The organism is Neisseria flavescens, from assembly GCF_001618065.1.
Lineage (GTDB): Bacteria > Pseudomonadota > Gammaproteobacteria > Burkholderiales > Neisseriaceae > Neisseria > Neisseria flavescens_A.
Map to the genome: position 1 here is coordinate 39,265 of NZ_LAEI01000001.1, position 25,698 is coordinate 64,962.

Sequence of the window (25,698 nt, forward strand, 5' to 3'; positions counted from 1 at the left end):
AAAAAGGGCGTGTTTGATACATGCCCTTTTCTTTCATAACAAAGGCCGTCTGAAAGTCAATCAAGCTTTCAGACGGCCTTTTAAACAATCAAACCTTACAAACAAGCCAATTCGTTGGCCATTTGCTGCTCGACGGTTTCACGTTGGCGGATAAGTTTGCATTCGTTGCCGTCAACCAATACTTCCGCCGCACGATTGCGCGTGTTGTAGTTGCTCGCCATGCTTGAACCATACGCACCGGCGCTACGGATAAGCAGCAAATCCCCTTCTTCGCAGGCGATGGTGCGGTCTTTGCCGAGGAAGTCGCCGGTTTCGCAAATCGGACCGACGATATTGGCCGTCAGAGGCTCAATGTCTTTGGTTTCAATCGCTTCGATGTGATGATAGGCATCATAAAGCGCCGGACGCATCAAATCGTTCATTGCCGCATCGACCATCACAAAGTTTTTCTCTTCGCCATGTTTGACAAACTCAACGCGCGTCAACAACGAACCGGCATTGCCGACCAAACTACGACCAGGCTCGAGGACCAGTTTCAGACGGCGTGTACCCATCAGTTTTTGAACGGATTGGGCATACGCGCCCAAATCAGGCACATTTTCGTCTTGATAAACAATGCCGACACCGCCGCCCAAGTCCAAGTGTTCCAACACAATGCCTTCATCTGCCAATTGGTCGACCAAGGCCAAGATACGTTCGCAGGCTTCGATGAGCGGGCTGAGGTCGGTCAGTTGCGAGCCGATATGGCAGTCGATACCAACGATTTTCAAATGGCTTTGTCGGGAAGCATGACGATAGGCCTCAAGTGCATCGGCATAGGCAATACCGAATTTGTTGGCTTTCAGGCCGGTGGAGATATAAGGGTGGGTTTTGGCATCGACATCGGGATTGACGCGCAGGGAAACCGGGGCGACTTTACCCAAACGCGCGGCAACCTTTTGAATACGGTCGATTTCGGGAATGCTTTCCATATTGAAACATTTCACACCTGCATTCAGCGCAAATTCAATTTCTGCCTCACTCTTGCCCACACCGGAAAAAATCGTTTTCGCCGCATCGCCGCCTGCCGCTAAAACACGCGCCAACTCACCGCCGGACACAATGTCAAAACCGCTCCCCAAAGAAGCAAAGTGCTTGATGATGCTCAGGTTGCCATTCGCTTTAACTGCATAGCAGACAAGCGGATTTAAAGCGGCAAATGCGGTTTGGTAGTTTTCAAACGCTTCGGTCAGCGCAGATTTGCTGTATACATAAAGCGGCGTACCAAACTCTTCGGCAAGGTGTGTATAAGGGAGTTGTTCGCAGAATAAGGTCATGTTTCTGAAATCTTTTTTAATCATTGGTTTGAGTGGTCGGTTCTTTGGCCGTATCGAATTTCAAGCCGGTTTGAATCACGCCGAAGCGCGCCTTGTCGCCTTCTTTGGGCAGGTAGAGATCGCCTTTGTAGCCGCAGGCAGAGAGCAGCAGAACCGTTGCCGCTGCAAAAAATACGCCGTATTTCATCAGTAAAACTTTCTTCATCATTACGAATGTGGCAAGATTCGGTATCTTAAACAAAAACCACACAAAAAGCCATGATGACCGAAAGCGAATTCATCCGCATGAGCGAAGAATTGTTTGAACACATCGAAGACCAAATCGATGAAAACGGCTGGGATTTCGACTGCCAGTTTTCCGGAAACGTACTGACCATCGAAGCCGAAAACGGCACGCAAATCATCGTTAACCGCCACACGCCCAACCAAGAATTGTGGATTGCCGCCAAAAGCGGCGGCTACCATTTCGCCGAGCAAAACGGCAAATGGCTGGCAACGCGCGACAGCCGCGATTTCTACGATGTTTTGAACGAAGCACTGAGTGCGGCTTCGGGCGAGGCAGTTGAGATTGCAGAATTGTGATTCAGTCTCCAAACATCCCTAGCTAAAAATCTATTTACCTCAAAGGACACCCAAATGCCCCTACTAGACAGTTTCAAAGTCGACCACACCCGTATGCACGCCCCTGCCGTACGCGTGGCAAAAACCATGACCACGCCCAAAGGCGACACCATTACCGTGTTTGACCTGCGTTTCTGCATTCCCAACAAAGAAATCCTGCCCGAAAAAGGCATTCACACGCTGGAGCATCTGTTCGCAGGCTTTATGCGCGACCACTTAAACGGCAACGGCGTTGAAATCATCGACATTTCCCCGATGGGCTGCCGCACCGGTTTCTACATGAGCCTCATCGGCACGCCCGACGAGCAAAAAGTGGCCGACGCATGGCTCGCTTCAATGCAGGATGTTTTGACCGTTCAGGACCAAAGCAAAATCCCCGAGCTGAACGAATACCAATGCGGTACTTATCTGATGCACTCGCTTGCCGAAGCGCACGAAATCGCCCAAAACGTTTTGGCACGCAAAGTCGCCGTCAATAAAAACGAAGAGCTGACATTGGACGAAAGCCTGTTGAACGCTTAATACGCTATGACAGCAAAGGCCGTCTGAAACTTCATATGACAAGTTTCAGACGGCCTAAGACCTTTTGTTTCAATTTTCAACCTTTCAGCCACAGTTTTACACCGCCTAAAAATAAGTTGGCGGATGCTGACAGTGTACATAGTATAATTACACTCTAAACAAACAACCTGATTCTATTGCCTTTATGAAACCGTTTTTCTGCAAAACCGCCATTGCCCTCAGCCTGACCCTCCCCGCCGCCGCCAACGCTGCCGAGTATGTCTGCAATGTTGAAGGCATTACCGTTTATGCTTCATACCAGATCAATGACGACTGTCGCATAGTTGAAACAAACAATGTAACAGAAAACAGCGTCGTTGCGATTCCAGGCGACACTCCGGTTTTAAAAACGGTACAAACAACAGAATTTAAAGCATCTGCCACTGACTACGTTCATGCTTCTCAAGCAACACCTGCGGTACAAACCCCAGTCGTTGTTTCTCAAAATGAATACGGTATTCCGGCACCTATTTCCATTCCGATGGCACAAACTCGACAAGCTGTGCCTGCGAATAAAACTATTGCAGACAACGTAATTGTTTCCAACAATACGCCTGTTTTGGAAACACAAGCCGTTGCAAAACCTGAAAACTATGTTGTCGATACTGCTGTCCACAACACGACTTCTGCCGTACAAACGCAGACGACTGCCGCTCAAGAGAACAACACTATTGTTCCTCCAATGCTCGCCGCACAAGCTCAACCTACCGTTGTGGCCGACAAAGCCATTGCAGACAGCGTAATCGTTCCTAACAATACGCCTACCCTGGAAGCGCCACCCGCAATAAAAGCTGAAGACTATGTTGCCGACACTACTGTCCGCAATACAACTCCTGTCGTACAAACTCAGTCTAGTGCAACCCAAACAGAAAACAGTATTGTTCCTGTCATGCTTGCCGCACAAGCCCAACCTACTGCTTCTACCGAGAAAACAGTTTCAGACGGCCTTGCTATTATTAATGAAACACCAGTTGCTCAACCTGTTGTACCTGCAATCCAAATCCCACAAGAGACTATTCAGAACTCGACAGCTCAGCCGCAAACTTCAACTACCCTAAATAGCCAAGCGGTAACAGCTCAGGATGAAGCGCTCGATAAAACGCCTGCCAAAGCCGAGACTAAACGTAAAGGTAAAACTTATGCCAAAACCTCCTCTCGACGCAAAGCCAAAGTCAGCCGTACTAAAGCCGATAAAACAGCCGTTGTCCGCGCATCTGAGGAACAAGCAGCCAAACCTATTGCCACCGCTTCAACCGAACCAAGCATGCCGGCAACTGCCACTCCGGTAGAGCATGGCAAAACCACTGTCCCAACACCTTTCCCACAAGCATACAAACCGGCAGCCGATATTTTGCTGGATAAAGGAAATAGCGACAGCGATATCAAAATCCTGCCAAATGTACCGATTACAAGCGTAACCAACACAGCCGAAGCTGCCAATCCGCGCCTCAATATTACCCTGCGCAACCGTCAGAACAAATCACGCAGTTCTTCATACAGCAAATACAAAACCCCTGTTATCCGTACTGCACCTGTGGTTACGCCGGCTCCTAAGCCAAGCCCTAAAGAAACCCGCAAACAGATATTGCAGACCGAAGTACGCAACGAACAGGCCGCTATTACCCGCCTTCAAACACAGCTGAATGCGGCCAAACAAAAAGGCGATCAAATTAAAATCCAACAACTGACCCGTACCATCAACGCCCGTAAAGCGAATATCCGCGCTATTCAAGGCGAGATGTCTCGTTGATTGGTTTTTGATACAAAAAGGCCGTCTGAAAATATTTTCAGACGGCCTTTTTAATGTTGCAAACCTTATTTATTCAAAAGACAAATACTTTCTCTAAAATCATTTGTCAATCACACCAAAGTACATTTTTTCACATCCCTACCCTCGTGCGCCATTACTGCTTCTATCCAATCAGCGATACTTTGCCAATAATATCGCGGCTTTTCAGACGGCCTATCAGTCTGAGTACCTTCATCATTCAACACAACGGGAACACCCTGCTCTGTACCGGCTTCAAGCAAAATCCAGATACTGCCTTCTTGGGTATCGGCATGTACTGTTTGATGTTCATATGCCCAGCCAACCGCAGCTTGTCCGCCATTTTGCAAAGATTGCATCGCCAGCAATAATGGATGAAAGCAAGTATCTATATTGTTGTCGACAGCTACGACCAAAGTTGCACCATGCGTTCCTAACGCTTGCGCAGCATGAAAAACGGGAGCGTTGTGCAGGTTGGCAATAAAGTCAAACGGCATCGCGGCGTGATGGTTCAGCACATTGTCTGCCATTTTTTCAAACACGGATGGCGAAGAAAACGGCGTACCGAGAAAAACAGCGCAATCAGGACGGATTTCGCTTTGTCCCTTCAGTTGCCCTGCACCAAGCGCGGCAATCAAACTTAAGCGACTGAGGCGACGGGTATCTATACCGCTTTGCTGCTTTAACGTTTGTTTGAGGATTTTATCGCCGGTGTCGGTCTCAGTATCAAAACGCACGGCGGCGGTAATGCGGATATTAGGATTTACAGTTGCCATTGCCATACCAAAGATGTGTTGCTGCCGCCAAAACCAAACTGATTGGCCAAACAGAAAAAGCCGCCTTTTTGTGAAGCCGCGCACTCGGAAAAACGAATTTCCCGCCCCTGATAATCGTTGCTTCCGCCTTGTTTTAGAGCGGATAAAAGCAAGGCTGTTTCAAGGGCTGCCGTTGCGCCAAGCGTGTGTCCGATTTGCAGTTTGAACGCCATCAAGGGCGGCAGTGTACCGAATATATTTTCCAGTGCGACCAATTCGGCGGCATCGCTGTCAGCCGTGCCGATGCCGTGTGTTTTAACGGCTGCAATGCTTTCAGGAGCGATGCTTGCAACCTCCAAGGCTCGGCGCATCACCTGTTCTTGCGCTTGGCCATCGCTTTGAATCAGGTCATTGCCTGTATTGGCGGCGTGTCCGATAAGTTTCAGACGGCCTGAAGAAGATTCGGGAGCGACGGAAGATAAGGCAAGCGCGGCAACACCTTCGCCTAAAATCAAACCGTTTCCGCCAAAAGGCTGATAGTGTTCGGCCAGCAAACCCAAGCTGTGAAAATGCAGCAAAGTTAGCCGGTTGAGGTTTTCAATACCAAGCACAAAGGCACGCTCCACCCCGCCGCGCAAACAATAATCCGCCTGAATCAGCGCATGGGCAGATGAAGTGCAGGCAGTAGCGAAACTGAAAATCCGCCGATTGCCGCTGCGCCGGCGCAAATCTTCGGCGAGATAAAGCAGATTGTGTTCCTCTAACGCCCTATTGCCCGCAAAATGGCGGTTTTCATATTCGGAGATGGAATAGGAACTTGAACCGATAAACACCGGCGCATCATGCCAACTTTCAGACGGCCAGCCTGCATTTTCGGCGGCTCGGCGCAAATGTTGTTCGGCGATATCCGCAAATTCCTTCCGCCCCAAACTGTCGCCGGCAAATGCACGAAAATAAGCAGCCTGCTGCGGTTGGTTTAAAAACGTATAAGACACCGCATCAGGCCGTCTGAAATCCATTTGCGGATTCAAGGCAGAAGTGGCCGCCGTACCGCAAACCCAACTCACGCGCCATGCTCCGCACGGATAAACGCCGCCAAATCGCGTACGCACATCATATGTTTGCGCACCATACGGTCGCCCTGCAGGCGCACTTGGAAATACTGTTGCAAGGCAACGCTAATTTGCAGCGCATCAAGCGAATCCAAACCGACCGGACTGCCATCGCCAAACAAAAGTGCATCGTCGGTGAAATCATCCATATCCACATCGTCGGCCTTATCGGCCTCTTGCACGATTAGCTTTTTCAATTCCGCTTCCAGCTCGTGCTCGGCCAGTGTAAAGGTGTAAGACATTTTTAAACTCCCATTTTTATCTCATGAAGCAACAGCTTGTTTGAGCGAAACTCGCTACGCTCGTTTTCAGACGGCCTGAACTTTATGCAAAATCACCCCAAAGCGTCTGCATGGCGGCAATGGCCGCAAGTGAAGCGGTTTCGGTACGCAACACCCGTTTGCCAAGCGTAACGGATTGAAAACCGGCATCAAATGCCTGTTGCTCTTCCTTCTCCGTCCAGCCGCCTTCCGGGCCGACCATAAACACGACCTTACCGGACTGCGGCTGAACATCGCTCAGTTTTTGTGCGCGGTTCAAGCTCATTAACAGTTTGCTCGTTTCCTGCGGCAACTGCTGCAGAGCCTGTGCATAAGTCGTCAGTGGCAAAACCTTCGGCACAATATTGCGGCCGCTTTGTTCACACGCCGAAACAACGATTTCCTGCCAACGCGCTACCCGCTTTTCAGCGCGTTCGCCGCTCAAGCGGACGACACAGCGTTCGCTGATGACCGGGCGAATTTCTGCCACGCCCAATTCCACGCTTTTCTGCAAAGTGAAATCCATGCGCTCGGCGGCGGATACCGCCTGTACCAACGTAATGTTCAGCGGCGATTCGTTGTCCGTTGCCTCTTCACGCAGAATCCGCACGCTGGCGCGGCGTTTTTCCAAAACTTCGGGCAAAGTCGGATATGACTTGCCATTGCCGTTGAACAACACGATTTCTTCCGTATTTTTCACGCGCAATACATTCAGATGGCGCACCACATTATCGGGTAATTCGACCACGCTGTCGGGGCTTAAGGCAAAATCAACATAAAATCGGGGCATGGTTTCCTGCTTTATTCATGTATATAATTTAAATTTAAAATTTCATGAATGAAGTTGAAACACGGCGACATACTCCTGCCTGATTTCGATTTCATCCACTATAATTTAAAACTTCCCGAATTTTAATCTACTGTCACGCAAAACTGCAAAAAACAAGGATACGCCGTGCTATACCGTTTACAGAAAGTCGTCCGCCACATCGCCCAAACCGAAGTCATGCCGCGTTTTCTGAACACGCCGTCACGACGCAAGGAAGACGGATCGGTTTTGAGTGAAGCAGATTTGGCCGCACAAACCGCTTTTGCCGCCGCCCTGCCCTTATTGGAGGATTGTCCGATGTTGGGCGAGGAGATGAGCGTTCAGGAGCAAACCCGTTTGTGGAACGAACATTCAGACGGCCTATGGATTGTCGACCCCATAGACGGCACAAACAACTTCGTCAACGGTTTGCCGCATTTTGCCGTATCCGTCGCGCTGGTTAAAAACGGCCACGCCGAATTGGGCGTGATTTACAATCCGGTCAGCGGCGAATGTTTCTATGCCGAACGCGGCAAAGGCGCATTCCTCAACGGTACGCCGCTGCCGCTGCGTTCCGAAAACAAAAAACTCAACGAATCCATTGCCGGCGTGGAAATCAAATACCTGCGTTCGGGCAAACTCGCCAGTCGCATGAATACCCTTGCCCCATTCGGCACAATCCGCAGCATGGGCAGCAGCACGCTCGATTGGTGCTACCTTGCCAGCGGCCGCTACGATATTTACATCCACGGCGGTCAAAAGCTGTGGGACTACGCTGCCGGCGCATTGATTTTTGAAGAAGCCGGCGGCTGCCTGACCACTTTGGAGGGCGACGATTTTTGGAGCGGCGAACATGTATTTAAGCGTTCCGTCATCGCCGCATTGCAACCCGAGCTGTTTCAGCAATGGGTGAAATGGATTCGAGAAAATCAGTAAAAATACCGTTTATCTTCAAAATATCACGATTATCTTGCAACTTATTGAAATTATTTCACTTCTTAACAGCATTTAATACTAAAAACGGTAGAATATTAATCGCTGAAACAACACCGCTCTTTCATCCCTTTTGGGCGGTGCAGCAAGTAAGACGTTTTCCCGCAATGTATTGGCCATTCATACTTCTCCCTTAGTATGAATGGTTTTTTTTATCTGAAAAAAACAGCTCAGGCCGTCTGAACGTTCAGACGGCCTGTTTACATGACTATTTGAAAAACTGTCCGCAACACGCCTTAAACTTTTTGCCCGAACCGCACAAACAAGGCTGTTTCATCGTCGGCAAAGCAACGGTCGGATCAATAAAGTACCAACGCCCGTCTCTTTTCACAAATGCCGACAATTCATGATGGCACTCAGTTTGCCCGTTCTCTTCAAAATACGCCTCAAACTCGACCAAAGCATGCAGTTCGCCAAACGGCACATGACGGATAACCTTCAATCCCGACCACTGCGTCTGCCTACTCCATGACGCCAAATCCTGCTTGTCCAACAAATTCTGCTGCGCAGGGACAGTCGTGTCCACGATATAGTCGATTTCCTGCAAAACATACGCGCTGTAACGCGAACGCATCAACTCTTCCGCCGTCGAGGCCGCCGCCTCACGCGCATGAAACGGTGCGCAACATTCCGTATAAACACGTCCCGACTGACAGGGACAAAGTGTAGCCGTCATTCCTAATTATCCGAATAAATCCATTTCAAAATTATAACGCAAACCCGGCTCAGGCCGTCTGAAAACGAGCGTAGAGAGTTTCGCTAAAATAAGCAAAGCGGGTTTTGCCAAAATAAACGCAACAATCTGATATAATGCGCCTTTTCGATTTTGACTATCCATAATGACCATTCCCATCCAAAGCATCAGCCGCCTGTTGCCGCAAACCCAATGTCGTGAGTGCGGCTATGAAGGTTGCCTACCCTATGCGCGCGCCCTGTCGGCAGGAGAAGCACCGGTAAACCTGTGCGCGCCGGGTGGGGAAACCATCATGAAAGACATTGCCGACCTATTGGGCAAGCCATACCTCGCGCCTGCAAAAACACAAATCAAAGCCGTAGCCCTGATTGACGAAGCCGTCTGCATCGGCTGTACCGCCTGCATCCGCGCCTGCCCTGTTGATGCCATTATGGGCGCGTCCAAACTGATGCACACCGTCATCAGCGACGAATGCACCGGCTGCGGCTTGTGCGTTACCCCATGTCCCGTCGACTGCATCGACATGGTTCCCGTATCGCAGCCCTTCCTGCCGTCCGCACGCCGTTTCAGCACCTCTGCCGAACCGCGCTTTGCCGCCGCCGAACACGCACAAAGCCGTTTTGAACGCCATACCGCGCGTAAACAGCGCGACGATGCCGAACGCAAAGCCCTGCTGGCGCAACGAGAAGCCGCCGTCAAAGCCAAACAGGCCGCACAGGCACAAACCCAAACAGCCGCACCAAGCGCCGCATTCAACCCCATGGATTTGATTGCCAAAGCCATGGCCAAAGCGCAATCGCAACAGGACAAACTCATCTCCTCCGACAACCGCGAAGACTTCAAAGCGCGCCAAATCGAAGAAGCCAAAGAACGCGCCGAACTGCGTCGCGCCCAACGTGATGCCAAATACGGCAACGAAGCCGAAAAAGCCGCCGCCATCGAATTTCTGCGCCGCCACAAAGCCGAGCAGGAAGCCGCCAAAGAAGCCCGCTGATTTCCAAAACAACAAACCATTCCGACCGCTTCAAGCCGTCTGAAAACATTGCACGAAAACCAATAACTTTATGACCACACAAGAATTTCCACACCAACATACCGCCCATTGCGAAAGCGGTGTGATGTCCACCCTGCTCAAATACCATGGCCACAATTTAGACGAAGCCATGATTTTCGGCATTGCCCACGCGCTGACATTTGTCTGGATGCCGCTGATCAAATTAAACGGCATGCCGCTGGTTTCCTACCGTACCGCGCCGCGCAGCATCATCAAAAACACCTGCAAAGCATTGGGGCTGAAATTATCCGTCCGCAAATTTTCCGACGCACAAAGCGGACAAGCCGCATTGGATACCGCGCTATCCTCAGGCAAACTGGCCGGTTTGCAAACCTCCGTCTTTTGGCTGCCCTACTTCCCGCCGCAAATGCGCTTCCATTTCAACGCACACAATCTTTTAGTATACGGAAAAGACGGCAACGACTACCTCATCAGCGACCCCGTATTTGAAACCGTACAACGCTGCGCCGCCGAAGATTTGCAACGGGCGCGCTTTGCCAAAGGCGTATTGGCGGCAAAAGGCATGATGTACACCTTGGAAGACAACAGGCCGTCTGAAAAAATCATGACAGACTTGCCCGCCATTATCCACAAAGCCATACGCAAAAACGCCAAACATATGCTCGCGCCGGTCTTTTTCATCGGTGTAAAAGGCATCCGCACGCTGGCCAAAAAAATCGAATCCCTGCCTGCCAAACAAAATGAGAAATACCAAAAACTGTTTCTCGGCCATTTGGTGCGGATGCAGGAAGAAATCGGCACCGGTGGCGCAGGTTTCCGCTACATCTACGCCTACTTCCTCGAACAAGCCACCCATATCTGCAACGAACCTGCATTTCAGACGGCCTCAGAACAAATGACCGCCATCGGCGACCAATGGCGTCAATTCGCAGCAATGTGCGTGAAGCAGTGCAAAAAGCCATCTGAAAACGGCTGCCGCAACATCGCCGAATTTCTGCGCAAAATTGCAGATAATGAAGAAGCATTATGGCGCGGATTATTGAAATAATCAGGATTTATTCAACCCCGATTAATCTACCGTGAATTATTTTGACATTCAGGCCGTCTGAAAACTAAAAGAAATTAAAAATGCGTTACCTAGCTACTGTCTTATTTTTGTGTTCCGCCTTAACCCATGCCGCGCCGCAAAACGGCTTTGCCTTGGTTCATGATGCCGACGGATACACCAACTTACGCGAACGCCCCAATTTGAAAGCCAAAGTTTTGGCAAAAATCCCCAACGGCACACCGTTGGAATGTATAGAAGAACTCAGTGAAAACAGGCCGGACTTCTGTTTTGTTCAACTACAACAGGCAAACGCCGATGATTCCGGCTTTATCCATTACAGCCGTCTGATATTTCCCGCTTCCGACAAAAACTTCGTCCGCCTGCGCGAACAATCCGGTCATGACGATACACTGACTTTGTCCGGCAACGGTCAAAAGGTACACATCGTAGCCCGCCGCATCCATCCAAAACTCAGCGACTTCTCGGGCATCAACAAAGACAAATACACCGCGCGGCTCTATCGAGGCAAACCTTTCTATGGTACAGACTACGACATTCCCAAAAGCGTGTTCGCGCTTGAACGTATCACGCTAAACGGTCAAGCGGTTCCCGCTGCCGAACTGCAAGGACTGTTCTCGCCCGATTTTGCTGCCACCGCACGCGGCAGCAATGTATATCAAGGCTGGGAAGCCTATTACCGCGGCAGCGATAAGACGCTTTATCTGTTTGGCAGACAAGGTTCGGACGGCAATCCTTTCAGCGTTTGCTTTATATTTAAAGACGGCAAATTCCAACGCCGCTATTTATGGGGTGCTGCGATATAAATATCGCTCGAAAAGGTCGTCTGAAACCATGATTCAAATCCAATCCCTCTCCCACCGTTATCCCAAAGCCGAAACTGCCGCACTGGACAATGTGTCGTTCGATATTGCCGACGGCGAATGTTTGGGGCTGCTCGGCCACAACGGTGCGGGGAAAACGACGCTGATGTCGCTTTTGGCCGGCTTGCAGGAAGTACGGCAGGGCGAAATTTTGTTTGACGGCAAGCCATTGCGCCTATTGAGCCGCAGCGAGCGGCAGAAAATCGGTTTGGTGCCGCAGGATTTTGCGTTTTATCCGCAGCTTTCTGTGTGGGACAACCTGCTGTTTTTCGCCTCGCTTTACAAAGTGCGCGACAAAGGCCGTCTGAACGCGCTGTTGGAACAGACCGACCTGACCGCCCACAAAAACAAAGCAGCGAAGCATCTTTCGGGCGGGCTTAAACGTCGTCTGAATTTTGCTATCGGCCTGATTAACACGCCGCAACTGGTGTTCCTTGACGAAATCACGGTAGGCATCGACCCGCAGTCGCGCCGCTTTATCCTCGACAGCGTGGCGGATTTGACACGGCAGGGAGTAACGGTGGTTTATACCTCACACTATCTGTCGGAAATTGAGCAGCTTTGCGACAAAATCGCGCTGCTGCAACACGGCAAGCTGGTGTACCACGGCAGTTTGGACGAGCTTTTAAGTACGCAAACCGGTGTCGTGCGCTTTACCGTCGAACCGCCACTGCCGCCTCAAACGCTGACCGCTTTGGGTGCCAAGCAAGTGGACAGCCGCGGCATGATGGAAACGACGCACGATGCCGCCGCCGTTTACGCCGCCCTGCAACAAAGCGGCGCACAAATCCGCTACTTCCAGCAGGGACACGGTTCGCTGGAAACGTTTTACCTTGATTTCCTGCGCAAAGACGAACCGGCAACAGATAAGCAAAATCCACAATGACGATTTCCTCCCTCCTCAAAGAACTCAAACTGCTCTGCCGCGACCTGCACGGTTTGGCCGTGTTGTTTGTGATGCCCATCGCCTTCATGCTGATTATGTCGTTGGCGCTGAGCCGCGACCAAGATCCGCACACTGACAGCCGCATCGCGCTGGTTAGTGCAACAAACAACAGTATCAATACCGCACTGGCCGCCGCGCTGGAGAAAGAGCAGATCCATGTTACGCTGATGCCGTCTGAAAAACTGACCGACGCGCAAAACGGCCTGCACGACAAGCGTTTCCAACTGGTGCTGCACAACCCGAACCTCGCCTCCGACAAAATCGCCGACAACAAAGCCTTACAAATCTATGTACCGCCCGATACCGAGCCTTCATGGCTGGCGGCGGTCAAAGGCGTTTTGCAGCAGCACTACACTGAAACGCGGCTGGACGCCTATTTTGACAACAACGACGGCATCAAAATCGACAATAAAAAACTGCCTCGTTCCATCCGCAAAGACATCCAGAAAAAAGTGGATGAAAAAAACGACGAACAATTCGCCGCTGTGCGCAGCTTTTTAGATAAAAAAATGCTGGAAGAACACTATCTGAGCGCAGGCAGCAGCACGGTGGAAAAACCCAACGCCGTACAGCACAGCGTCCCCGCATGGCTGATTTTCGGTATGTTTTTCATCATGATACCGCTATCGAACGTCATGGCACTGGAACGCCAAACCAACACCATCACCCGCCTGCGCCTCGCCCGCGCTTCCGCATCCGGCCTGATTGCAGCGAAACTTATCCCCTATTTCCTGATTAACCAGCTTCAGTTTGTCGGAATGCTGCTGCTCGGCCGCTACCTGCTGCCCGAAATCGGCGTACCCGCCCTCATACTCAACGGCAGCCTTGTTCCCTACGCGCTGCTGTCCGCCGCCGTCAGCACCGCCGCACTCGGCTACGCGCTGTTAATCAGCGTCTGCGCCAAATCCACCGAACATGCCGTCGTCCTCGGCGGCGGCGGCATCATCCTGATGGCGGCAATCGGCGGCATTATGGTGCCTGCACACGTCATGCCCGAAACCATGCAGCAACTCACTTGGACTTCCCCAATGGCATGGGGCTTGAAAGCTTTTCAGGAATTGCTGCTCAACCGCGGCGGACTGGACGGAATCGGCCGTTATCTGCTTCTACTGTCAGCATTCTCTTTTACCACACTGACTGCTGCCGTATTAATTTATCGGAGGCAGTTGCAGACGCAGGTTAGGTTTTAAACGTTGCTCTGCCCTAAGTAGAAAACTGATTTCTCAAAACCATTCCTATAAAACTTCAGGCCGTCTGAAAATATCTTTCAGACGGCCTGATGCTTGATATGCTATGAATTATTTCAATAACAAAATATTTTCAACAAAATCCTAAAATCCAAACGTAAAAAAACCTGCTTTTTCAAAGCAGGTTTTTATATTTGGTGGGTCGTGAGCGATTCGAACGCTCGACCAACGGATTAAAAGTCCGCTGCTCTACCGACTGAGCTAACGACCCGATAAGCTGTGCATTATAGAGATGGGTCACACAGCTGTCAACACCTTTTTTAAACTTTTTATTCGACGACGATTTTCGGGAAGCGGCTGCTGAAGTCTTTGCCTTTATCGGCAATGGCCAGCGCGATTTGGAATGCAGCTTCGGTGTAGATGTCGGCGATGGTTTGGTTGTTTTCAAACAAGGCCGAAGATGTGCCGCTGTCCATGGCTTCGCGTACAGGCAGGCTCAACGGAAGCTGGCCGAGCAACGGTACGTTCAAACGCTCTGCCAAGTTTTTACCGCCTTCTGCGCCAAAGATTGCTTCGGCATGGCCGCAGTTGGAGCAAATATGGACAGACATGTTTTCCAAAACGCCCAAAATCGGGATATTGACTTTGTTGAACATATCCACGGCTTTGCGTGCATCAATCAGGGCGATGTCTTGCGGCGTGGTCACGACAACGGAGCCGGTTACGGGGATTTTTTGCGACAGGGTCAATTGGATATCGCCGGTACCGGGCGGCAGGTCGATGAAGAGATAATCGACATTGTCCCATTCGCTTTGGAACATAAGTTGTTGCAAGGCTTGGCTGACCATCGGGCCGCGCCAAACGACGGCTTGGTCGGTATCGACCAGAAAACCGATGGACATCACTTGAATGCCGCTTTCAGCTTCAACAGGAATGAGTTTTTTGTTTTGTTGATCGGGTTTGCGGTCTTGTACGCCGAGCATGGTGGGCTGGCTTGGGCCGTACAGGTCGGCATCGAGTACGCCGACGCGCGCGCCCATTCTGGCCATTGCGGTGGCAAGGTTGGCTGTGGTCGTTGATTTGCCGACGCCGCCTTTGCCCGATGCAACGGCGATGATGTTTTTCACGCCTTTGATGGTTGCTACGCCGGGTTGAACTTTATGCGTACCGATTTCGGTATCGATACTCAAGTGAATGTGGGTATCGCCGGTATGTGAAATGACGGCTTCTTGAACAGCGTTGGCAATGTCTGCGGCAATATGGGCAACTGGGAACGCGAATTTCAGACCGATATGCAGGCCGTCTGAACGCTCTTCCAGAAGCGAAATGGCTTTTTCGCTGCCCAAAGTGCGTATTGTGGTGGGAATCAACACGGCATCGAGTGCGGTTCGGATGGCTGGAATATTCATAATCTGCCTCTTGAATGTGGGAAATTGTTTGATGTGCGCGATTTGCCTGCCTGACAAATCTGCTGAATTATACCCTTGAACGCCATGCAAGGGATACGCCCGAAAAACTTCAGGCTGCCTGAATCATCGGGCAGCCTGAAAAAAGGGTCAACTGAAACGCGGCCTTATTCGCTCAAGAGCGCAATGTCGGCAACTGCGTTCATTTGTTCTGCCAAGCGGTTCAGCAGGTTCAAACGGTTTTGCTTCACGGCGGCATCTTCAGCCATTACCATCACGCCGTCGAAGAATGCATCGACTTGCGGCTTGACGGAAGCAAGCTCGGACAAAGCAGTTTGAAAATTGCCTTCGGCAACGGCGGCGGCAATTTTCGGCTGCAAACCTTGCGCGGCAGCATACAGGGCTTTTTCTTCGTCCTGTTGCAGCAGGCTTTCGTTAACCGCGCCCAACTCGGCATCGGCTTTTTTCAGCAGGTTTTGTACGCGTTTGTTGGCTGCGGCGAGCGCAGCGGCTTCGGGCAGCTGTTTGAACGCGGCAACGGCCTGCAGTTTGGCCACTACGTCGTCCAAACGGCGCGGCTGTTTCGCCAATACGGCGGCAACGATGTCTTGCGGATAATCGTTTTGCAGCAACACGGCCAAACGCGCCTGCATGAAGTCGGCGGTTTCAGACGGCGTTTTCTCGTTGAGCAAACCTTGCGGGAAGCTGTCGAAGGTCGTCTGAATCAGCTCGTTTACGTCCAAACCGTACTGCATCAGCATCCGCAAAATACCCAAGGCGGAGCGGCGCAGGGCGTAGGGGTCTTTGTCGCCGGTCGGAATCAGGCCGATGCCCCAAATGCCGACCAAGGTTTCCAGTTTGTCGGCCAGCGCAACGGCGGTTGCCACTTTGCCCTCTGGCAGGTTATCGCCGGCAAAACGCGGTTGGTAGTGTTGCTCGATGGCTTCGGCGATTTCTTCAGTCTCGCCGTCCAAGCGGGCGTAGTATTTGCCCATGGTGCCTTGCAATTCGGGGAACTCGCCGACCATTTCGGTTACCAAGTCGGCTTTGGCCAAACGTGCGGCACGCTCGGCTGCGGCGGCATCCGCGCCCAATGCTTTGGCGATATGGGCGGCAATGCTTTGCAGACGCTCGATACGCTCGGCTTGCGAACCGATTTTGTTGTGGTAAACCACGCTGGACAATTTCGGCAGGCGGCTTTCCAAAGTCGCTTTTTGGTCTTGTTTGTAGAAGAACTCGGCATCAGACAGGCGCGCGCGCAAAACGCGTTCGTTGCCTTGGATGATGTGTGACGGATCTTCGGTTTGTAGGTTGGACACCAGCAGGAAGCGGTTCATCAGCTTGCCGTTTTGATCGAGCAGCGGGAAGTATTTTTGGTTTTGCTGCATGGTCAGAATCAAACATTCTTGTGGCACGGCGAGGAAGTGTTCTTCAAAACCGGCTTCCAATACCACAGGCCATTCGACCAATGCAGTCACTTCGTCCAACAATGCTTCATCGGCGGCAACGGTCGCGTTCAGACGGCCTGCTTGTTCGTTCAAAGCCGTCTGAATGGCGGCTTTGCGTTCGGCAAACGAAGCAACAACTTTGCCTTGTTCGCGCATTTGGGCGGCGTAGCTGTCGGCATTTTCCATGGTGATTTCGCCGTTGGAGAGGAAGCGGTGCCCCAGTGTTTTGTTGCCGCTTTGCAGCCCCAAAACGCTGACGTTTACGATGTCGCTGCCGTGCAGCACAATCAGCCCGTGAACGGGGCGCACGAAGGTAAACGTGCTGCTGCCCCAACGCATGACTTTAGGAATCGGCAATTTTTTCACTGCGGCATTGATGATGTCTTCCAAAAGCTCGCCTAGCGGTTTGCCGGTTTGGACGTATTCGTAGGCGTACACGTCTTGCTTGCCGTCGTTGATGATGGTCAAGTCTTCGATTTTCGCACCCGCACCGCGCGCAAAACCTTCCAAAGCCTTAGTCGGCGCACCGTCTTTCATGGCATTCGCCACGGCCGGGCCTTTTTTCACGATTTTTTGATCAGCTTGAACGGCCTTCACATTTTTGACTTGAACGGCCAAACGGCGCGGAGAAGCGTAGGCAGTATATTCGGCTGCGCCGTCAATCAGTTGCGCTTTTTCCAAGCCTTCGGCAACGGAAGCGGCAAAATGGTTGCCCAGATTATTGAGGGCTTTTGGCGGGAGTTCTTCAGTGAGAAGTTCGATTAAGAGGGTTTGGGTTGTCATGTGCTTATCGTTAAATAGGAAATTGGTTTGGCGTCTGAAAACGGCATCATGCGGTTTTCAGACGCAAGGTTAATTGAATTGACGGCGATTTTATCATTTTCAGACGGCCTGTGGCTGTCTTTCACAAACAATTTGCCCGATTTTCAAGCAACTTCGTCCGCAACGGCTTCAATTCGCAGCGCGGATATACGGCAAACCGCTGGTTTCGTCGTATTCGGGAATGTCGCTTCCGGCAAACAGCGCACCGGCCAAACGCACGGCCGCTCCGGTCACGGCCGGGGAAATCATAAAGCCGTGGCGGAACAGGCCGTTGACTTCAATCAGGCGGCGTTCACAGTTGAAGCGGATTTCGGGGTTGTGGTGGTTTAAAGTCGGGCGCAAGCCGGTGGCCAGTTCCAAAAGGTTCGCCTCGCCAAATGCCGGATGCACGGCGTACAGCGCGGACAAAAGTTCCAAACCGGAACGCACGCTGGCAGGCGCTTGGCTTTCGCTTTCAATTTGGGTCGCACCAATCACAAAAATATGGTTTTCCTTCGGCGCGATATACAAAGGATAGCGCGGATGCAGCAGGCGCACGGGGTGGGAAAGCTCGATTTCGGGTGCGTAAACGCGTGCCACTTCGCCGCGAACACCGCGCAAAACGCTTTCAGACGGCCTGTTCCACGCGCTCTTTGCGCCGTAACCGCGGCAGTCGATGACCCAATCGTATTGTGCCGCCAAATCTTCGGCTTCTCGTTCGCACGACCAATGACACGCCACATTCATTGATTCCAAAGCATCGGCAAGCGCATTCAATACTTGCCGTCCGTCCAACTGCCCTTCTGTCGGCAGATACAGGCCGTCTGAAAACCGTCCTGCCAGTTGCGGCTCGTTTGTCGCGATTTCATCCGCGTTCCAACGTATGGTTTCATGTTCCGCCACGCCGCCGCGCTTCAAATGACGGGCAAACTCGGCAGAAAGCGGCTTGTCCTGCGTGTGCCAGACAATCAGGCTGCCGTTTTCCTGCATCATCACCGGCGTATTCAGGCGGCCGACAATCGCGCGCCAAAGCGCAATGCTTTGTTTGCCCAAACGGATGACTTCGGGCGTTGCCTCCACCGCTTCGGCAGACGGCGCTAACATGGCCGCGGCAACATAAGCAGCGGCTTGCGCGCCGTTGCGTTCGCCTTTCTCAAACAACTCGACCGAAATGCCCTGCTCTGCCAGTTGGAACGCCATCAGACGGCCCGACAGACCGCCACCGAGTACTGCAACCTTAGACATCAGTTTCTCCTTGTTTTTAATATATAAATAAGCGGCATATTTTAGAACTTGTTTTGCTGTATCACAATATCGACAGAAAATAAGAACAGTTTTTGCAGATTATGCTCAAGCTGAATCAGTAATACGTAAACAAAAATCTTCACTCAAGCTGCCAATCAACTTTCATAAAAATATCTTCCTTACATAAAACCTACTATAATGCCATCTTTTGACATATTTACATTCACTCAGCATCATTACACCGCTGATTGGTTTTGATGCACACATTTGATTTTATAAGGAATAATTATGAAAAGCTTGGGCAGTACTTTATTTATCCTCGGCGTATTGGCATTCGGTTTGAATTATATGAACGCCGTCCCCAAAGTCTTGGCCTGGATTTACGAATGGGGCGAAGATACCGCCATGTGGATTAAAGCAGGCATTACAGGTAGTGGCGCTTTACTGTGGTTAGCAGGCAATTTCCTTGAAAAACCTGCAGAGGCAGAAGCCGAACCGGAAGAAGAATAAATGCCATAAAAGGCCGTCTGAAAAGTTTCAGACGGCTTTTTTATGTCTTCGGCAAAACAGTACCTACTTTATGTCCGAAAGTATGCTTTATCGGATAAATTGCTTGTTTATTACTCCACGCGTCGAAGTTGACTTTTGTGGATATAACCCTGAGTCAAAACATGATGACCATACTCGTCTTTTTCTGTGTAAGCTCCCTGATTGCTGTACCACAACCAGTCGCCTTTTCTGAAGGCTGGGGCGATCTGTACACGTGTTCCGTTTGGGAGTGTTTTGATGATTTCGCCTTGCCTGATCGGTTCTTCGGGGTAGCTGTTGTTACGGACGTTTGCCGATCCGTCAGGGCTGGCGACAACATAATTGTGCACGATAAAGCCTTGGCTTTGATGGACGTAGCCTGTACGGTGCCCGTCTAATTGAATATGAAACCATTTACCCTGTTTACTGAGTATTTTATGTTTTTTGCTTTCATAATCCAGTACGGTCATGATTTTGCTGCGTGTATCAGGAGCGGAACGGACGTTTGCAGAGCCATCGCATTCGGTATAAGGCAAAAAGTAATCAGCGGCTTGGGCTACGGCCGACGACAGTAAAACCGTTAAAAACAGTGCTATTTTCTTCATGGTTGGTTTTCCTTATATGTTTAGAATGAGTTTGTTGTAGCGGTAAATTATGTTGCCGTGCAGGCTTTGACGCTGAATACGCCCGCCTGCTTATCCGAACTTCACTTCTGCCCCGAATACTTCCTGCCATAGTTTTCGCACGTTGCCGTAGTGGGTCAGCAATTCATCCGTTACTTCGGTTTTTTGGTCATCTCGCAGTTTGGTGTTGTGTTGCTGCTGGCGGTAGAAGCGGTAGGCGGTGCGGCTTTGTTCGGCAAGGGTTTTGTCGATGAGGCCGCAGTCGGCGGCGATGTTCAACAGGGCGATGTTGCCGTAGTTGTCCAAGAGTTGCGGATACTGGCGGGCATGGGCAAGTATCAGATATTGGACGATAAATTCGACATCGACCACGCCACCGCGCGCGTATTTGACGTTGCTGTCGGCAGGCGGATGGGTGGGGAACATTTTTTCGCGCATTTCAATGATTTCGCCTGCTAAAACGGTTTGGTCGCGTTCGGCAGTCAGCATTTCGGTTCGGATGCGGTCGAAGGCCGTCTGAACATCAAACGTACCGCAAATAAAACGGGCGCGGGTAAGGGATTGGTGTTCCCACGTCCATGCGTTTTCGCGCTGGTATTTTTCAAAGGCGGCGATGCTGTGCGCAAGGAAGCCGGCGTCGCCGTTGGGGCGCAGGCGCAAGTCGGTTTCGTAGAGGCTGCCTGCGCCGGTGGCAGCGGAAAGCCAGTTGGTCAGGCGACGGGCAAGACGGCTGTACACGTCGCCTGCATCGGGATGAGGGTCGTCATAAAGATAAACCAAGTCAAGGTCGGAGGAATAGCTGAGCTCTTTACCGCCCAGTTTGCCGTAGCCGATGATGGCAAATTGCGGCGTGTCGCGGTGTTTTTTAGGCATATCCGCCCACGCGCATGGCACAGCGGCGGCGAGGATGGTGTCGGCAAGTGCGGAGAGTTGATCGGAAAGTGATTCTACCGTCCACAATTCGGCAAGGTCTTGAACGGCGAGGCGGAAGACTTGGGCGTGTTGGAAATGGCGCAATGTGTCCATTTGCGCTTCAGTATCGCCGCCGCAGGCTTTGAGGTCGTTTGAAAGCGAGACGGCGAGTGCTGGCCAGTCAAACGTGGTATCCAAAAGCTGGGCGCTGATGAGTTCGTCCAGCAGAATCGGGTATTTGCTCAGATACGCCGCCACCCATGAACTTTGGCTCATGATTTGTGCCAGATGCGCCAAGGTTTGCGGATGTTCGTTGAGGAAGGCGAGATAGGCGGAGCGGCGGCTGATGTTTTCGAGGAAGTCAAACAGCCGCATCAGCGTATCGGTCGGGTTGGATTGCTCGGCCGCCGCTTGTACCAACAACGGCACAATGGCGTCAAAACGCGGCTGGGCGTGTGCGGAGAGGTGGCGGTATTTATGGCCGTTGCGGATTTGGTCGAGCCGCGTGGCAATGATTTCAGCATCAAACCCATATTCTTTCAGACGGCCTAGCCGTTCTTCTTCGTCAGGTTTTTCCTGCCATGCCCATTGCCATTCGCTGTTGTCTTGCGTTTGTTCTTCGGGTTCGCTCAAAATTTCGTTGAACAACTGATTGACTTTGTTCCGATGCACATTGAGGCCGTCTGAAAAGGCGGCATAACTGTCGAAACCCATGCTTTCGGCGAGCAGTTGCTGCTGTTCGGGCGAGGTGGGCAGGGTTTGGGTTTGCTGGTCGTCCCAGTATTGCAGGCGGTGTTCGACGTCGCGCAGGAAGCGGTAGGCGGCGAGCAGGGTTTCGACGTTTTCAGACGGCATGATGCCCAATTCGGCAAGTTTTTTCAGCGTTTCCTGCGTGCCTTTCAGTTGCAGCGCGCGCATTTGTCCGCCGCGTATCATTTGGAAAATCTGAGCGATAAATTCGACTTCGCGGATGCCGCCCGCGCCGAGTTTGATGTTGTCCGCCATGCCTTTTTTGCTGACTTCGCTGCGGATTTGGCGGTGCAGGTTGCGCATTGCTTCATATGCGCTGTAATCCAGATATTTGCGGAATACGAAGGGGCGCACCAGCGATTTGATGTCGTTCGGATACGGCGTGACCACGCGGCCTTTGCACCACGCGTAGCGTTCCCATTCGCGCCCTTGCGTAATCAAATATTGCTCCAGCGCGGTTTCACTCAACACCAGCGCGCCGGAATCACCGTCCGGCCGCAGCCGCATATCGACGCGGAACACTTGCCCGTCGGCGGTAATGTCGTTCAGCAGTGCAATCAGTTTCTGCCCGACTTTGGTGAAAAACTCCTGATTGCCGCGTTCGCGCCTGCCATCGGTGTCGCCCGATTCGGGATAGACAAAAATCAAATCGATATCGGAAGACACGTTCAGCTCATAGCCGCCTGCCTTGCCCATCGCCACCACGCTCAAATGTTGCGGCGACTTCGTATAACGCCCGATCGGCGTGCCATACATGTCCTGATAATAGGCGTAGGAAAAGTCCAACGCGGTATTGACGGCAAAATCGGCAAACAGCGTAATCGTACGGGTCACTTCGTTCAAATCGCTGATGCGGTTGATATCGCGCACGATAATCTGCGACACGACATAACGGCGCAACTCGCGCAACTGCCGCGCCAATTCTTCCTCGTTTTCTTCCGCGCGGATTTTGTCCCAGTCGGCAAAGGCTTGGAAATCAGCTTCGGTCAACGCCTTGTCCAGCATAGGCAGGAAGATTTCGGGCTTGAGTTTGCCAGAATCAAGGTTGCGGGCGAGAAAAAGGGAATAACGGCGGGCAGTATCGAGGCGGTTCATAATCTTTGCCTGACTAAACAGAAAAGACCATCATAGCAAGGTTTCAGGCCGTCTGAAACCCACGCTTTCCCCTATCCGTGCAATCGGCTAAAATACCAACCTTTGCAACCCCACATAAGGAAACCGCCATGACCCGTATGGTTCACTGCGTCAAACTCGGCAAAGAAGCCGAAGGCATGAAATTTCCGCCGCTGCCCAACGAATTGGGCAAACGCATTTTTGAAAACGTTTCCCAAGAAGCATGGATGGCTTGGACCCGTCACCAAACCATGCTGATCAACGAAAACCGCCTAAGCCTTGCCGATCCGCGCGCGCGCGAATACCTCGCCCAGCAGATGGAACAGTACTTCTTCGGCGACGGTGCAGACGCCGTACAAGGCTATGTTCCGCAAGAGCCTAAATAAGCATTGAAAAGCCAAGGCCGTCTGAAATCCGATTTTCAGACGGCCTTTAAAATTCCCGATTGCCCCGCATATTAGGCAAATAGAACAGATAAATCATACAAACCCATGATTCTCTGTTAAAATCCAAATTTCATTCATTTCAATCCACACTGGAGCAAACGCCATGCAAAACGACGTTTACGACTATACCTCGCAAGGCTCGGTTGCCAAAAATACCGTCCTGCAAAAAACCTACCGCCTGCTCGGCCTGTCTTTCATTCCTGCCATTGCCGGCGCATTCTTTTCCGCCAAAACAGGCTTTAACATTTTCGCCATGTTCGGTTCATACTATGTTGCCCTGGCCGCCTTCTTCGGCTTTTTCTACGGCATGACCTTCCTGATCGAGAAAAACCGTTACAGCAACGTCGGCGTAGCCCTGTTGATGATCTTCACTTTCGGTATGGGCCTTGCCATTAGCCCTATGTTGCAATACACCCTGTCTATTAACAACGGCGCGCAAATCGTCGGTACGGCCGCCGCCATGACCGCCGGTGTATTCTTCACCATGTCCGCCATGGCACGCCGCACCACAATGAACATGAACAAACTCGGCAGCTTCCTCGGCGCCGGTGCCATCGTGCTCATGATTGCCGTTGTGGCCAACATCTTACTCAAGATCCCTGCCCTGAGCCTGACCATCGCGGCCGGCTTCGTTGTCTTCAGTTCCCTGATGATTATGTGGCAGGTGCGTACCGTTATCGACGGCGGTGAAGACAGCCACATCAGCGCGGCGCTGACCATCTTCATCTCCATCTACAACATTTTCAGCAGCCTCTTGAGAATCCTCATCTCTATTAGCGATGACGACTGATAAAGTCGCAAAGGCCGTCTGAAATTTCAGACGGCCTTTTTGATTTTTGACATCACCGACAAACTCCCCTATCCTGAACGTACACAAATCCTCTTTCCAACCCAAAATGACCACGACCACTCCGCGCCGTGCCGTGTACGCAGGCAGCTTCGATCCTCCCACCCTCGGCCACCTGTGGATGATACAGGAAGCCCAATCCCTCTTTGACGAACTCATTGTCGCCATCGGCACCAATCCCGAAAAGCGCAGCACCTACACCATAGAAGAACGCCGCGCCATGCTCGATGCCATTACCCACCCCTTCCCCAATGTCCGCATCAGCGTGTTTGAAAACCGCTTTTTGGTCGATTACGCCCGCGAAGCCAAAGCCAATTTTATCGTCCGCGGCATCCGTTCCGCCGCCGACTACGAATACGAACGCTCGATGCGCTACATCAACAGCGACATCGCCCCCGAAATCTCCACCGTCTTCCTAATGCCGCCGCGCGAAATAGCCGAAGTATCCTCCACCATGGTCAAAGGCCTGGTCGGCCCCCAAGGCTGGCGCGACATGATAGGCCGCTACCTCCCCGACCCCGTCTATCAAAAAATCCTGCAAGACCACGAAACAAACACATAAAACAAAGGCCGTCCGAACATTTCAGACGGCCTTCCAATTTTCATTGATTATTTACGGGCAGACGTCAACGCCTGCAGGTTTTGATTCAACGTTTCCATATCCAACCAACCGGCGGCAATAAACAGCATCAAAATCACCGTACCCACACACAACACGCCGAAACCATACAACAGATAGCCCACCAAAACACGGCCTAGCGTCGCATTCCCCATCCACATCAAACCGCGTACCTGCACCACAAAAACCCAAGCCTGCCACAGCAGCGCAAACGCAGCCAACGCCGGCACATACAACACCAGCAACAGCGGCAGCAGCAAAGCCTCAGACACCAAAATAAAGCCCCACAAAGGCAACCGGGGCGCACCGTAATAATGCAGCACCTTACGCATCGAGCGGCTCAACACCAACCATTTCACAATCACCAAAATCACCGACAGGCACACCGCCGCCGCGCCACTGCCAAACAAAGGCGACATGCTGGCCGCGTTCACCACACCCAACAGCAGTAACACCGCCGCCATCACCAAAGGCGGATACAAATACGTCTCCGGCGAACGATAGCGCAAACGTAAAACATCCCACATATCACGAACAAACACATACAGCATGGCATAAATCCAAAGCAAAAAAGCCGATTGTATCTTAGGCCGTCTGAAAATCAAACCAGCAAACCTAAAAACCGCCAATTAAAACGAAAAATAATTCAATACAAAACAAAATCTTAATTTACCGTCTCAAAAATAAAGCCTGCAAACGCTTGCACAAGGCAACGAAATTTGGTTTAATTCACATCTCGCAACGAAACACGCGAAGGCCAGATAGCTCAGTTGGTAGAGCAACGGATTGAAAATCCGTGTGTCGGCGGTTCGATTCCGCCTCTGGCCACCACAAACCGCCTTGAAGCGGTTATTTTTTTATCTATACGATTTGCACCCCATACTTAGCACAAATCCCGTTCCAGACCATGCGTCCCGATTTCCACACAAGGCCGTCTGAAAAATTTCAGACGGCCGTTGTTCATGTTGGCATGGTATAAAAATCCGCTTTACCGC

The 25,698-nt window shown here is 51.5% G+C and carries 26 protein-coding genes and 2 tRNA genes; 14 read left to right on the top strand and 14 right to left on the bottom strand.

Translation table 11 applies throughout. The annotated features are described in order from the left end of the window. Nucleotides 1–95: 95 nt before the first annotated feature. A complete protein-coding gene (gene lysA / locus TW89_RS00215) occupies nt 96–1,316 on the bottom strand; it encodes a diaminopimelate decarboxylase (protein WP_128580160.1) in 1,221 nt (406 codons plus the stop codon). 16 nt (nt 1,317–1,332) lie between these two features. After that, nucleotides 1,333–1,524 (bottom strand): LPS translocon maturation chaperone LptM, encoded by a 192-nt coding sequence (gene lptM, locus TW89_RS00220; RefSeq protein ID WP_432757666.1) that lies wholly within the window; start codon nt 1,522–1,524, stop codon nt 1,333–1,335. A gap of 50 nt (nt 1,525–1,574) precedes the next feature. Here lptM and cyaY point away from each other — a divergent pair, with 50 nt between their 5' ends. The 3 genes from cyaY to TW89_RS00235 all read left to right on the top strand — a co-directional run bounded on the left by cyaY (nt 1,575) and on the right by TW89_RS00235 (nt 4,248). Next, nucleotides 1,575–1,898 (top strand): iron donor protein CyaY, encoded by a 324-nt coding sequence (gene cyaY, locus TW89_RS00225; RefSeq protein WP_128580161.1) that lies wholly within the window; start codon nt 1,575–1,577, stop codon nt 1,896–1,898. Between the two features lie 54 nt (nt 1,899–1,952). Continuing rightward, nucleotides 1,953–2,459 carry an S-ribosylhomocysteine lyase gene (gene luxS, locus TW89_RS00230; RefSeq protein ID WP_004518928.1) on the top strand — a complete coding sequence of 169 codons (507 nt, stop codon included), beginning with the start codon at nt 1,953–1,955 and terminating at the stop codon, nt 2,457–2,459. Nucleotides 2,460–2,643: 184 nt separating this feature from the next. Next, nucleotides 2,644–4,248, top strand: coding sequence for a hypothetical protein (locus TW89_RS00235; RefSeq protein WP_128580162.1), 1,605 nt, complete (start codon nt 2,644–2,646; stop codon nt 4,246–4,248). A gap of 110 nt (nt 4,249–4,358) precedes the next feature. Here the strand turns inward: TW89_RS00235 and TW89_RS00240 are convergent, their stop codons facing one another. From TW89_RS00240 to TW89_RS00255, 4 genes are all read right to left on the bottom strand, one after another. Beyond that, a complete protein-coding gene (locus tag TW89_RS00240) occupies nt 4,359–5,048 on the bottom strand; it encodes a hypothetical protein (protein WP_128580163.1) in 690 nt (229 codons plus the stop codon). Further along, nucleotides 5,030–6,088: a beta-ketoacyl synthase N-terminal-like domain-containing protein gene (locus TW89_RS00245; RefSeq protein WP_128580164.1), complete on the bottom strand. Its 1,059-nt coding sequence runs from the start codon at nt 6,086–6,088 to the stop codon at nt 5,030–5,032. Before TW89_RS00245 ends, TW89_RS00240 begins: the two co-directional genes overlap by 19 nt. Next, a complete protein-coding gene (locus TW89_RS00250) occupies nt 6,085–6,375 on the bottom strand; it encodes an acyl carrier protein (protein WP_063068421.1) in 291 nt (96 codons plus the stop codon). Before TW89_RS00250 ends, TW89_RS00245 begins: the two co-directional genes overlap by 4 nt. Nucleotides 6,376–6,457: 82 nt before the next feature. Then, on the bottom strand, nt 6,458–7,183 hold the full coding sequence (locus TW89_RS00255; RefSeq protein WP_128580165.1) for a 16S rRNA (uracil(1498)-N(3))-methyltransferase: 726 nt from the start codon (nt 7,181–7,183) through the stop codon (nt 6,458–6,460). A 165-nt stretch (nt 7,184–7,348) separates the two neighbouring features. Between TW89_RS00255 and TW89_RS00260 the strand changes: the two genes are divergently transcribed. After that, on the top strand, nt 7,349–8,137 hold the full coding sequence (locus TW89_RS00260; RefSeq protein WP_003684681.1) for an inositol monophosphatase family protein: 789 nt from the start codon (nt 7,349–7,351) through the stop codon (nt 8,135–8,137). 265 nt (nt 8,138–8,402) lie between these two features. Here TW89_RS00260 and TW89_RS00265 read toward each other — a convergent pair whose 3' ends face one another. Beyond that, on the bottom strand, nt 8,403–8,870 hold the full coding sequence (locus TW89_RS00265; protein ID WP_128580166.1) for a YchJ family protein: 468 nt from the start codon (nt 8,868–8,870) through the stop codon (nt 8,403–8,405). A 163-nt stretch (nt 8,871–9,033) separates the two neighbouring features. On the opposite strand from TW89_RS00265, the gene TW89_RS00275 reads away from it, so the two are divergent. The 5 genes from TW89_RS00275 (at nt 9,034) to TW89_RS00295 (ending at nt 13,968) form a co-directional block, all read left to right on the top strand. Then, nucleotides 9,034–9,882 carry an RnfABCDGE type electron transport complex subunit B gene (locus TW89_RS00275; RefSeq protein WP_164836673.1) on the top strand — a complete coding sequence of 283 codons (849 nt, stop codon included), beginning with the start codon at nt 9,034–9,036 and terminating at the stop codon, nt 9,880–9,882. Between the two features lie 70 nt (nt 9,883–9,952). Further along, nucleotides 9,953–10,951 carry a BtrH N-terminal domain-containing protein gene (locus TW89_RS00280; RefSeq protein WP_128580169.1) on the top strand — a complete coding sequence of 333 codons (999 nt, stop codon included), beginning with the start codon at nt 9,953–9,955 and terminating at the stop codon, nt 10,949–10,951. Nucleotides 10,952–11,031: 80 nt separating this feature from the next. After that, nucleotides 11,032–11,775 (top strand): SH3 domain-containing protein, encoded by a 744-nt coding sequence (locus TW89_RS00285; protein ID WP_128580170.1) that lies wholly within the window; start codon nt 11,032–11,034, stop codon nt 11,773–11,775. Nucleotides 11,776–11,803: 28 nt separating this feature from the next. Next, nucleotides 11,804–12,718, top strand: a complete 915-nt coding sequence (locus TW89_RS00290) for an ABC transporter ATP-binding protein (RefSeq protein WP_128580171.1) — start codon at nt 11,804–11,806, stop codon at nt 12,716–12,718. Then, the gene (locus TW89_RS00295; protein ID WP_128580172.1) at nt 12,715–13,968 is read left to right on the top strand and encodes an ABC transporter permease; all 1,254 of its coding nucleotides are present in this window, start codon (nt 12,715–12,717) and stop codon (nt 13,966–13,968) included. The genes TW89_RS00290 and TW89_RS00295 overlap by 4 nt, the downstream gene beginning before the upstream one ends. A 192-nt stretch (nt 13,969–14,160) precedes the next feature. On the opposite strand, the gene TW89_RS00300 is transcribed toward TW89_RS00295, so the two are convergent. The 4 genes from TW89_RS00300 to TW89_RS00315 form a co-directional block, all read right to left on the bottom strand. Further along, nucleotides 14,161–14,236, bottom strand: a tRNA-Lys gene (locus TW89_RS00300). A 58-nt stretch (nt 14,237–14,294) separates the two neighbouring features. Continuing rightward, on the bottom strand, nt 14,295–15,374 hold the full coding sequence (gene apbC, locus TW89_RS00305; protein WP_128580173.1) for an iron-sulfur cluster carrier protein ApbC: 1,080 nt from the start codon (nt 15,372–15,374) through the stop codon (nt 14,295–14,297). A gap of 164 nt (nt 15,375–15,538) precedes the next feature. Beyond that, nucleotides 15,539–17,602 carry a glycine--tRNA ligase subunit beta gene (glyS, locus tag TW89_RS00310; RefSeq protein WP_128580174.1) on the bottom strand — a complete coding sequence of 688 codons (2,064 nt, stop codon included), beginning with the start codon at nt 17,600–17,602 and terminating at the stop codon, nt 15,539–15,541. Between the two features lie 168 nt (nt 17,603–17,770). Beyond that, entirely contained in the window at nt 17,771–18,865 is a 1,095-nt protein-coding gene (locus TW89_RS00315) for an FAD-dependent oxidoreductase (protein WP_128580175.1), read from the bottom strand. 288 nt (nt 18,866–19,153) lie between these two features. On the opposite strand from TW89_RS00315, the gene TW89_RS00320 reads away from it, so the two are divergent. Next, entirely contained in the window at nt 19,154–19,375 is a 222-nt protein-coding gene (locus TW89_RS00320) for a cell division protein (protein WP_128580176.1), read from the top strand. 110 nt (nt 19,376–19,485) lie between these two features. Here the strand turns inward: TW89_RS00320 and TW89_RS00325 are convergent, their stop codons facing one another. Continuing rightward, nucleotides 19,486–19,998, bottom strand: a complete 513-nt coding sequence (locus tag TW89_RS00325; RefSeq protein ID WP_128580177.1) for an SH3 domain-containing protein — start codon at nt 19,996–19,998, stop codon at nt 19,486–19,488. A 90-nt stretch (nt 19,999–20,088) separates the two neighbouring features. Beyond that, nucleotides 20,089–22,773, bottom strand: coding sequence for a bifunctional [glutamate--ammonia ligase]-adenylyl-L-tyrosine phosphorylase/[glutamate--ammonia-ligase] adenylyltransferase (glnE, locus tag TW89_RS00330; RefSeq protein WP_128580178.1), 2,685 nt, complete (start codon nt 22,771–22,773; stop codon nt 20,089–20,091). Between the two features lie 128 nt (nt 22,774–22,901). Between glnE and TW89_RS00335 the strand changes: the two genes are divergently transcribed. The 3 genes from TW89_RS00335 to coaD all read left to right on the top strand — a co-directional run bounded on the left by TW89_RS00335 (nt 22,902) and on the right by coaD (nt 24,646). Next, nucleotides 22,902–23,177: an oxidative damage protection protein gene (locus tag TW89_RS00335; protein ID WP_003682648.1), complete on the top strand. Its 276-nt coding sequence runs from the start codon at nt 22,902–22,904 to the stop codon at nt 23,175–23,177. Between the two features lie 163 nt (nt 23,178–23,340). After that, entirely contained in the window at nt 23,341–24,027 is a 687-nt protein-coding gene (locus tag TW89_RS00340; protein WP_128580179.1) for a Bax inhibitor-1 family protein, read from the top strand. Nucleotides 24,028–24,133: 106 nt separating this feature from the next. Next, a complete protein-coding gene (gene coaD / locus TW89_RS00345; RefSeq protein WP_049345008.1) occupies nt 24,134–24,646 on the top strand; it encodes a pantetheine-phosphate adenylyltransferase in 513 nt (170 codons plus the stop codon). 47 nt (nt 24,647–24,693) lie between these two features. On the opposite strand, the gene TW89_RS00350 is transcribed toward coaD, so the two are convergent. Further along, a complete protein-coding gene (locus tag TW89_RS00350) occupies nt 24,694–25,254 on the bottom strand; it encodes a hypothetical protein (RefSeq protein WP_128580214.1) in 561 nt (186 codons plus the stop codon). 204 nt (nt 25,255–25,458) lie between these two features. Here TW89_RS00350 and TW89_RS00355 point away from each other — a divergent pair. Beyond that, a tRNA-Phe gene (locus tag TW89_RS00355) sits at nt 25,459–25,534 on the top strand. Nucleotides 25,535–25,698 lie beyond the last annotated feature (164 nt).

Excerpts from the sequence above, each read along its gene's own strand:
- TW89_RS00340 (WP_128580179.1), top strand. The coding sequence starts at position 23,341 with ATGCAAAACGACGTTTACGACTATACCTCGCAAGGCTCGGTTGCCAAA.
- glnE (WP_128580178.1), bottom strand. The coding sequence starts at position 22,773 with ATGAACCGCCTCGATACTGCCCGCCGTTATTCCCTTTTTCTCGCCCGC.
- TW89_RS00325 (WP_128580177.1), bottom strand. The coding sequence starts at position 19,998 with ATGAAGAAAATAGCACTGTTTTTAACGGTTTTACTGTCGTCGGCCGTA.
- coaD (WP_049345008.1), top strand. The coding sequence starts at position 24,134 with ATGACCACGACCACTCCGCGCCGTGCCGTGTACGCAGGCAGCTTCGAT.
- TW89_RS00285 (WP_128580170.1), top strand. The coding sequence starts at position 11,032 with ATGCGTTACCTAGCTACTGTCTTATTTTTGTGTTCCGCCTTAACCCAT.
- lptM (WP_432757666.1), bottom strand. The coding sequence starts at position 1,524 with ATGATGAAGAAAGTTTTACTGATGAAATACGGCGTATTTTTTGCAGCG.
- lysA (WP_128580160.1), bottom strand. The coding sequence starts at position 1,316 with ATGACCTTATTCTGCGAACAACTCCCTTATACACACCTTGCCGAAGAG.
- TW89_RS00250 (WP_063068421.1), bottom strand. The coding sequence starts at position 6,375 with ATGTCTTACACCTTTACACTGGCCGAGCACGAGCTGGAAGCGGAATTG.
- TW89_RS00235 (WP_128580162.1), top strand. The coding sequence starts at position 2,644 with ATGAAACCGTTTTTCTGCAAAACCGCCATTGCCCTCAGCCTGACCCTC.
- TW89_RS00280 (WP_128580169.1), top strand. The coding sequence starts at position 9,953 with ATGACCACACAAGAATTTCCACACCAACATACCGCCCATTGCGAAAGC.
- TW89_RS00295 (WP_128580172.1), top strand. The coding sequence starts at position 12,715 with ATGACGATTTCCTCCCTCCTCAAAGAACTCAAACTGCTCTGCCGCGAC.
- TW89_RS00290 (WP_128580171.1), top strand. The coding sequence starts at position 11,804 with ATGATTCAAATCCAATCCCTCTCCCACCGTTATCCCAAAGCCGAAACT.
- TW89_RS00315 (WP_128580175.1), bottom strand. The coding sequence starts at position 18,865 with ATGTCTAAGGTTGCAGTACTCGGTGGCGGTCTGTCGGGCCGTCTGATG.
- TW89_RS00255 (WP_128580165.1), bottom strand. The coding sequence starts at position 7,183 with ATGCCCCGATTTTATGTTGATTTTGCCTTAAGCCCCGACAGCGTGGTC.
- TW89_RS00240 (WP_128580163.1), bottom strand. The coding sequence starts at position 5,048 with ATGGCAATGGCAACTGTAAATCCTAATATCCGCATTACCGCCGCCGTG.
- TW89_RS00265 (WP_128580166.1), bottom strand. The coding sequence starts at position 8,870 with ATGACGGCTACACTTTGTCCCTGTCAGTCGGGACGTGTTTATACGGAA.
- TW89_RS00275 (WP_164836673.1), top strand. The coding sequence starts at position 9,034 with ATGACCATTCCCATCCAAAGCATCAGCCGCCTGTTGCCGCAAACCCAA.
- cyaY (WP_128580161.1), top strand. The coding sequence starts at position 1,575 with ATGATGACCGAAAGCGAATTCATCCGCATGAGCGAAGAATTGTTTGAA.
- apbC (WP_128580173.1), bottom strand. The coding sequence starts at position 15,374 with ATGAATATTCCAGCCATCCGAACCGCACTCGATGCCGTGTTGATTCCC.
- TW89_RS00320 (WP_128580176.1), top strand. The coding sequence starts at position 19,154 with ATGAAAAGCTTGGGCAGTACTTTATTTATCCTCGGCGTATTGGCATTC.
- TW89_RS00335 (WP_003682648.1), top strand. The coding sequence starts at position 22,902 with ATGACCCGTATGGTTCACTGCGTCAAACTCGGCAAAGAAGCCGAAGGC.
- TW89_RS00350 (WP_128580214.1), bottom strand. The coding sequence starts at position 25,254 with ATGCTGTATGTGTTTGTTCGTGATATGTGGGATGTTTTACGTTTGCGC.
- glyS (WP_128580174.1), bottom strand. The coding sequence starts at position 17,602 with ATGACAACCCAAACCCTCTTAATCGAACTTCTCACTGAAGAACTCCCG.
- luxS (WP_004518928.1), top strand. The coding sequence starts at position 1,953 with ATGCCCCTACTAGACAGTTTCAAAGTCGACCACACCCGTATGCACGCC.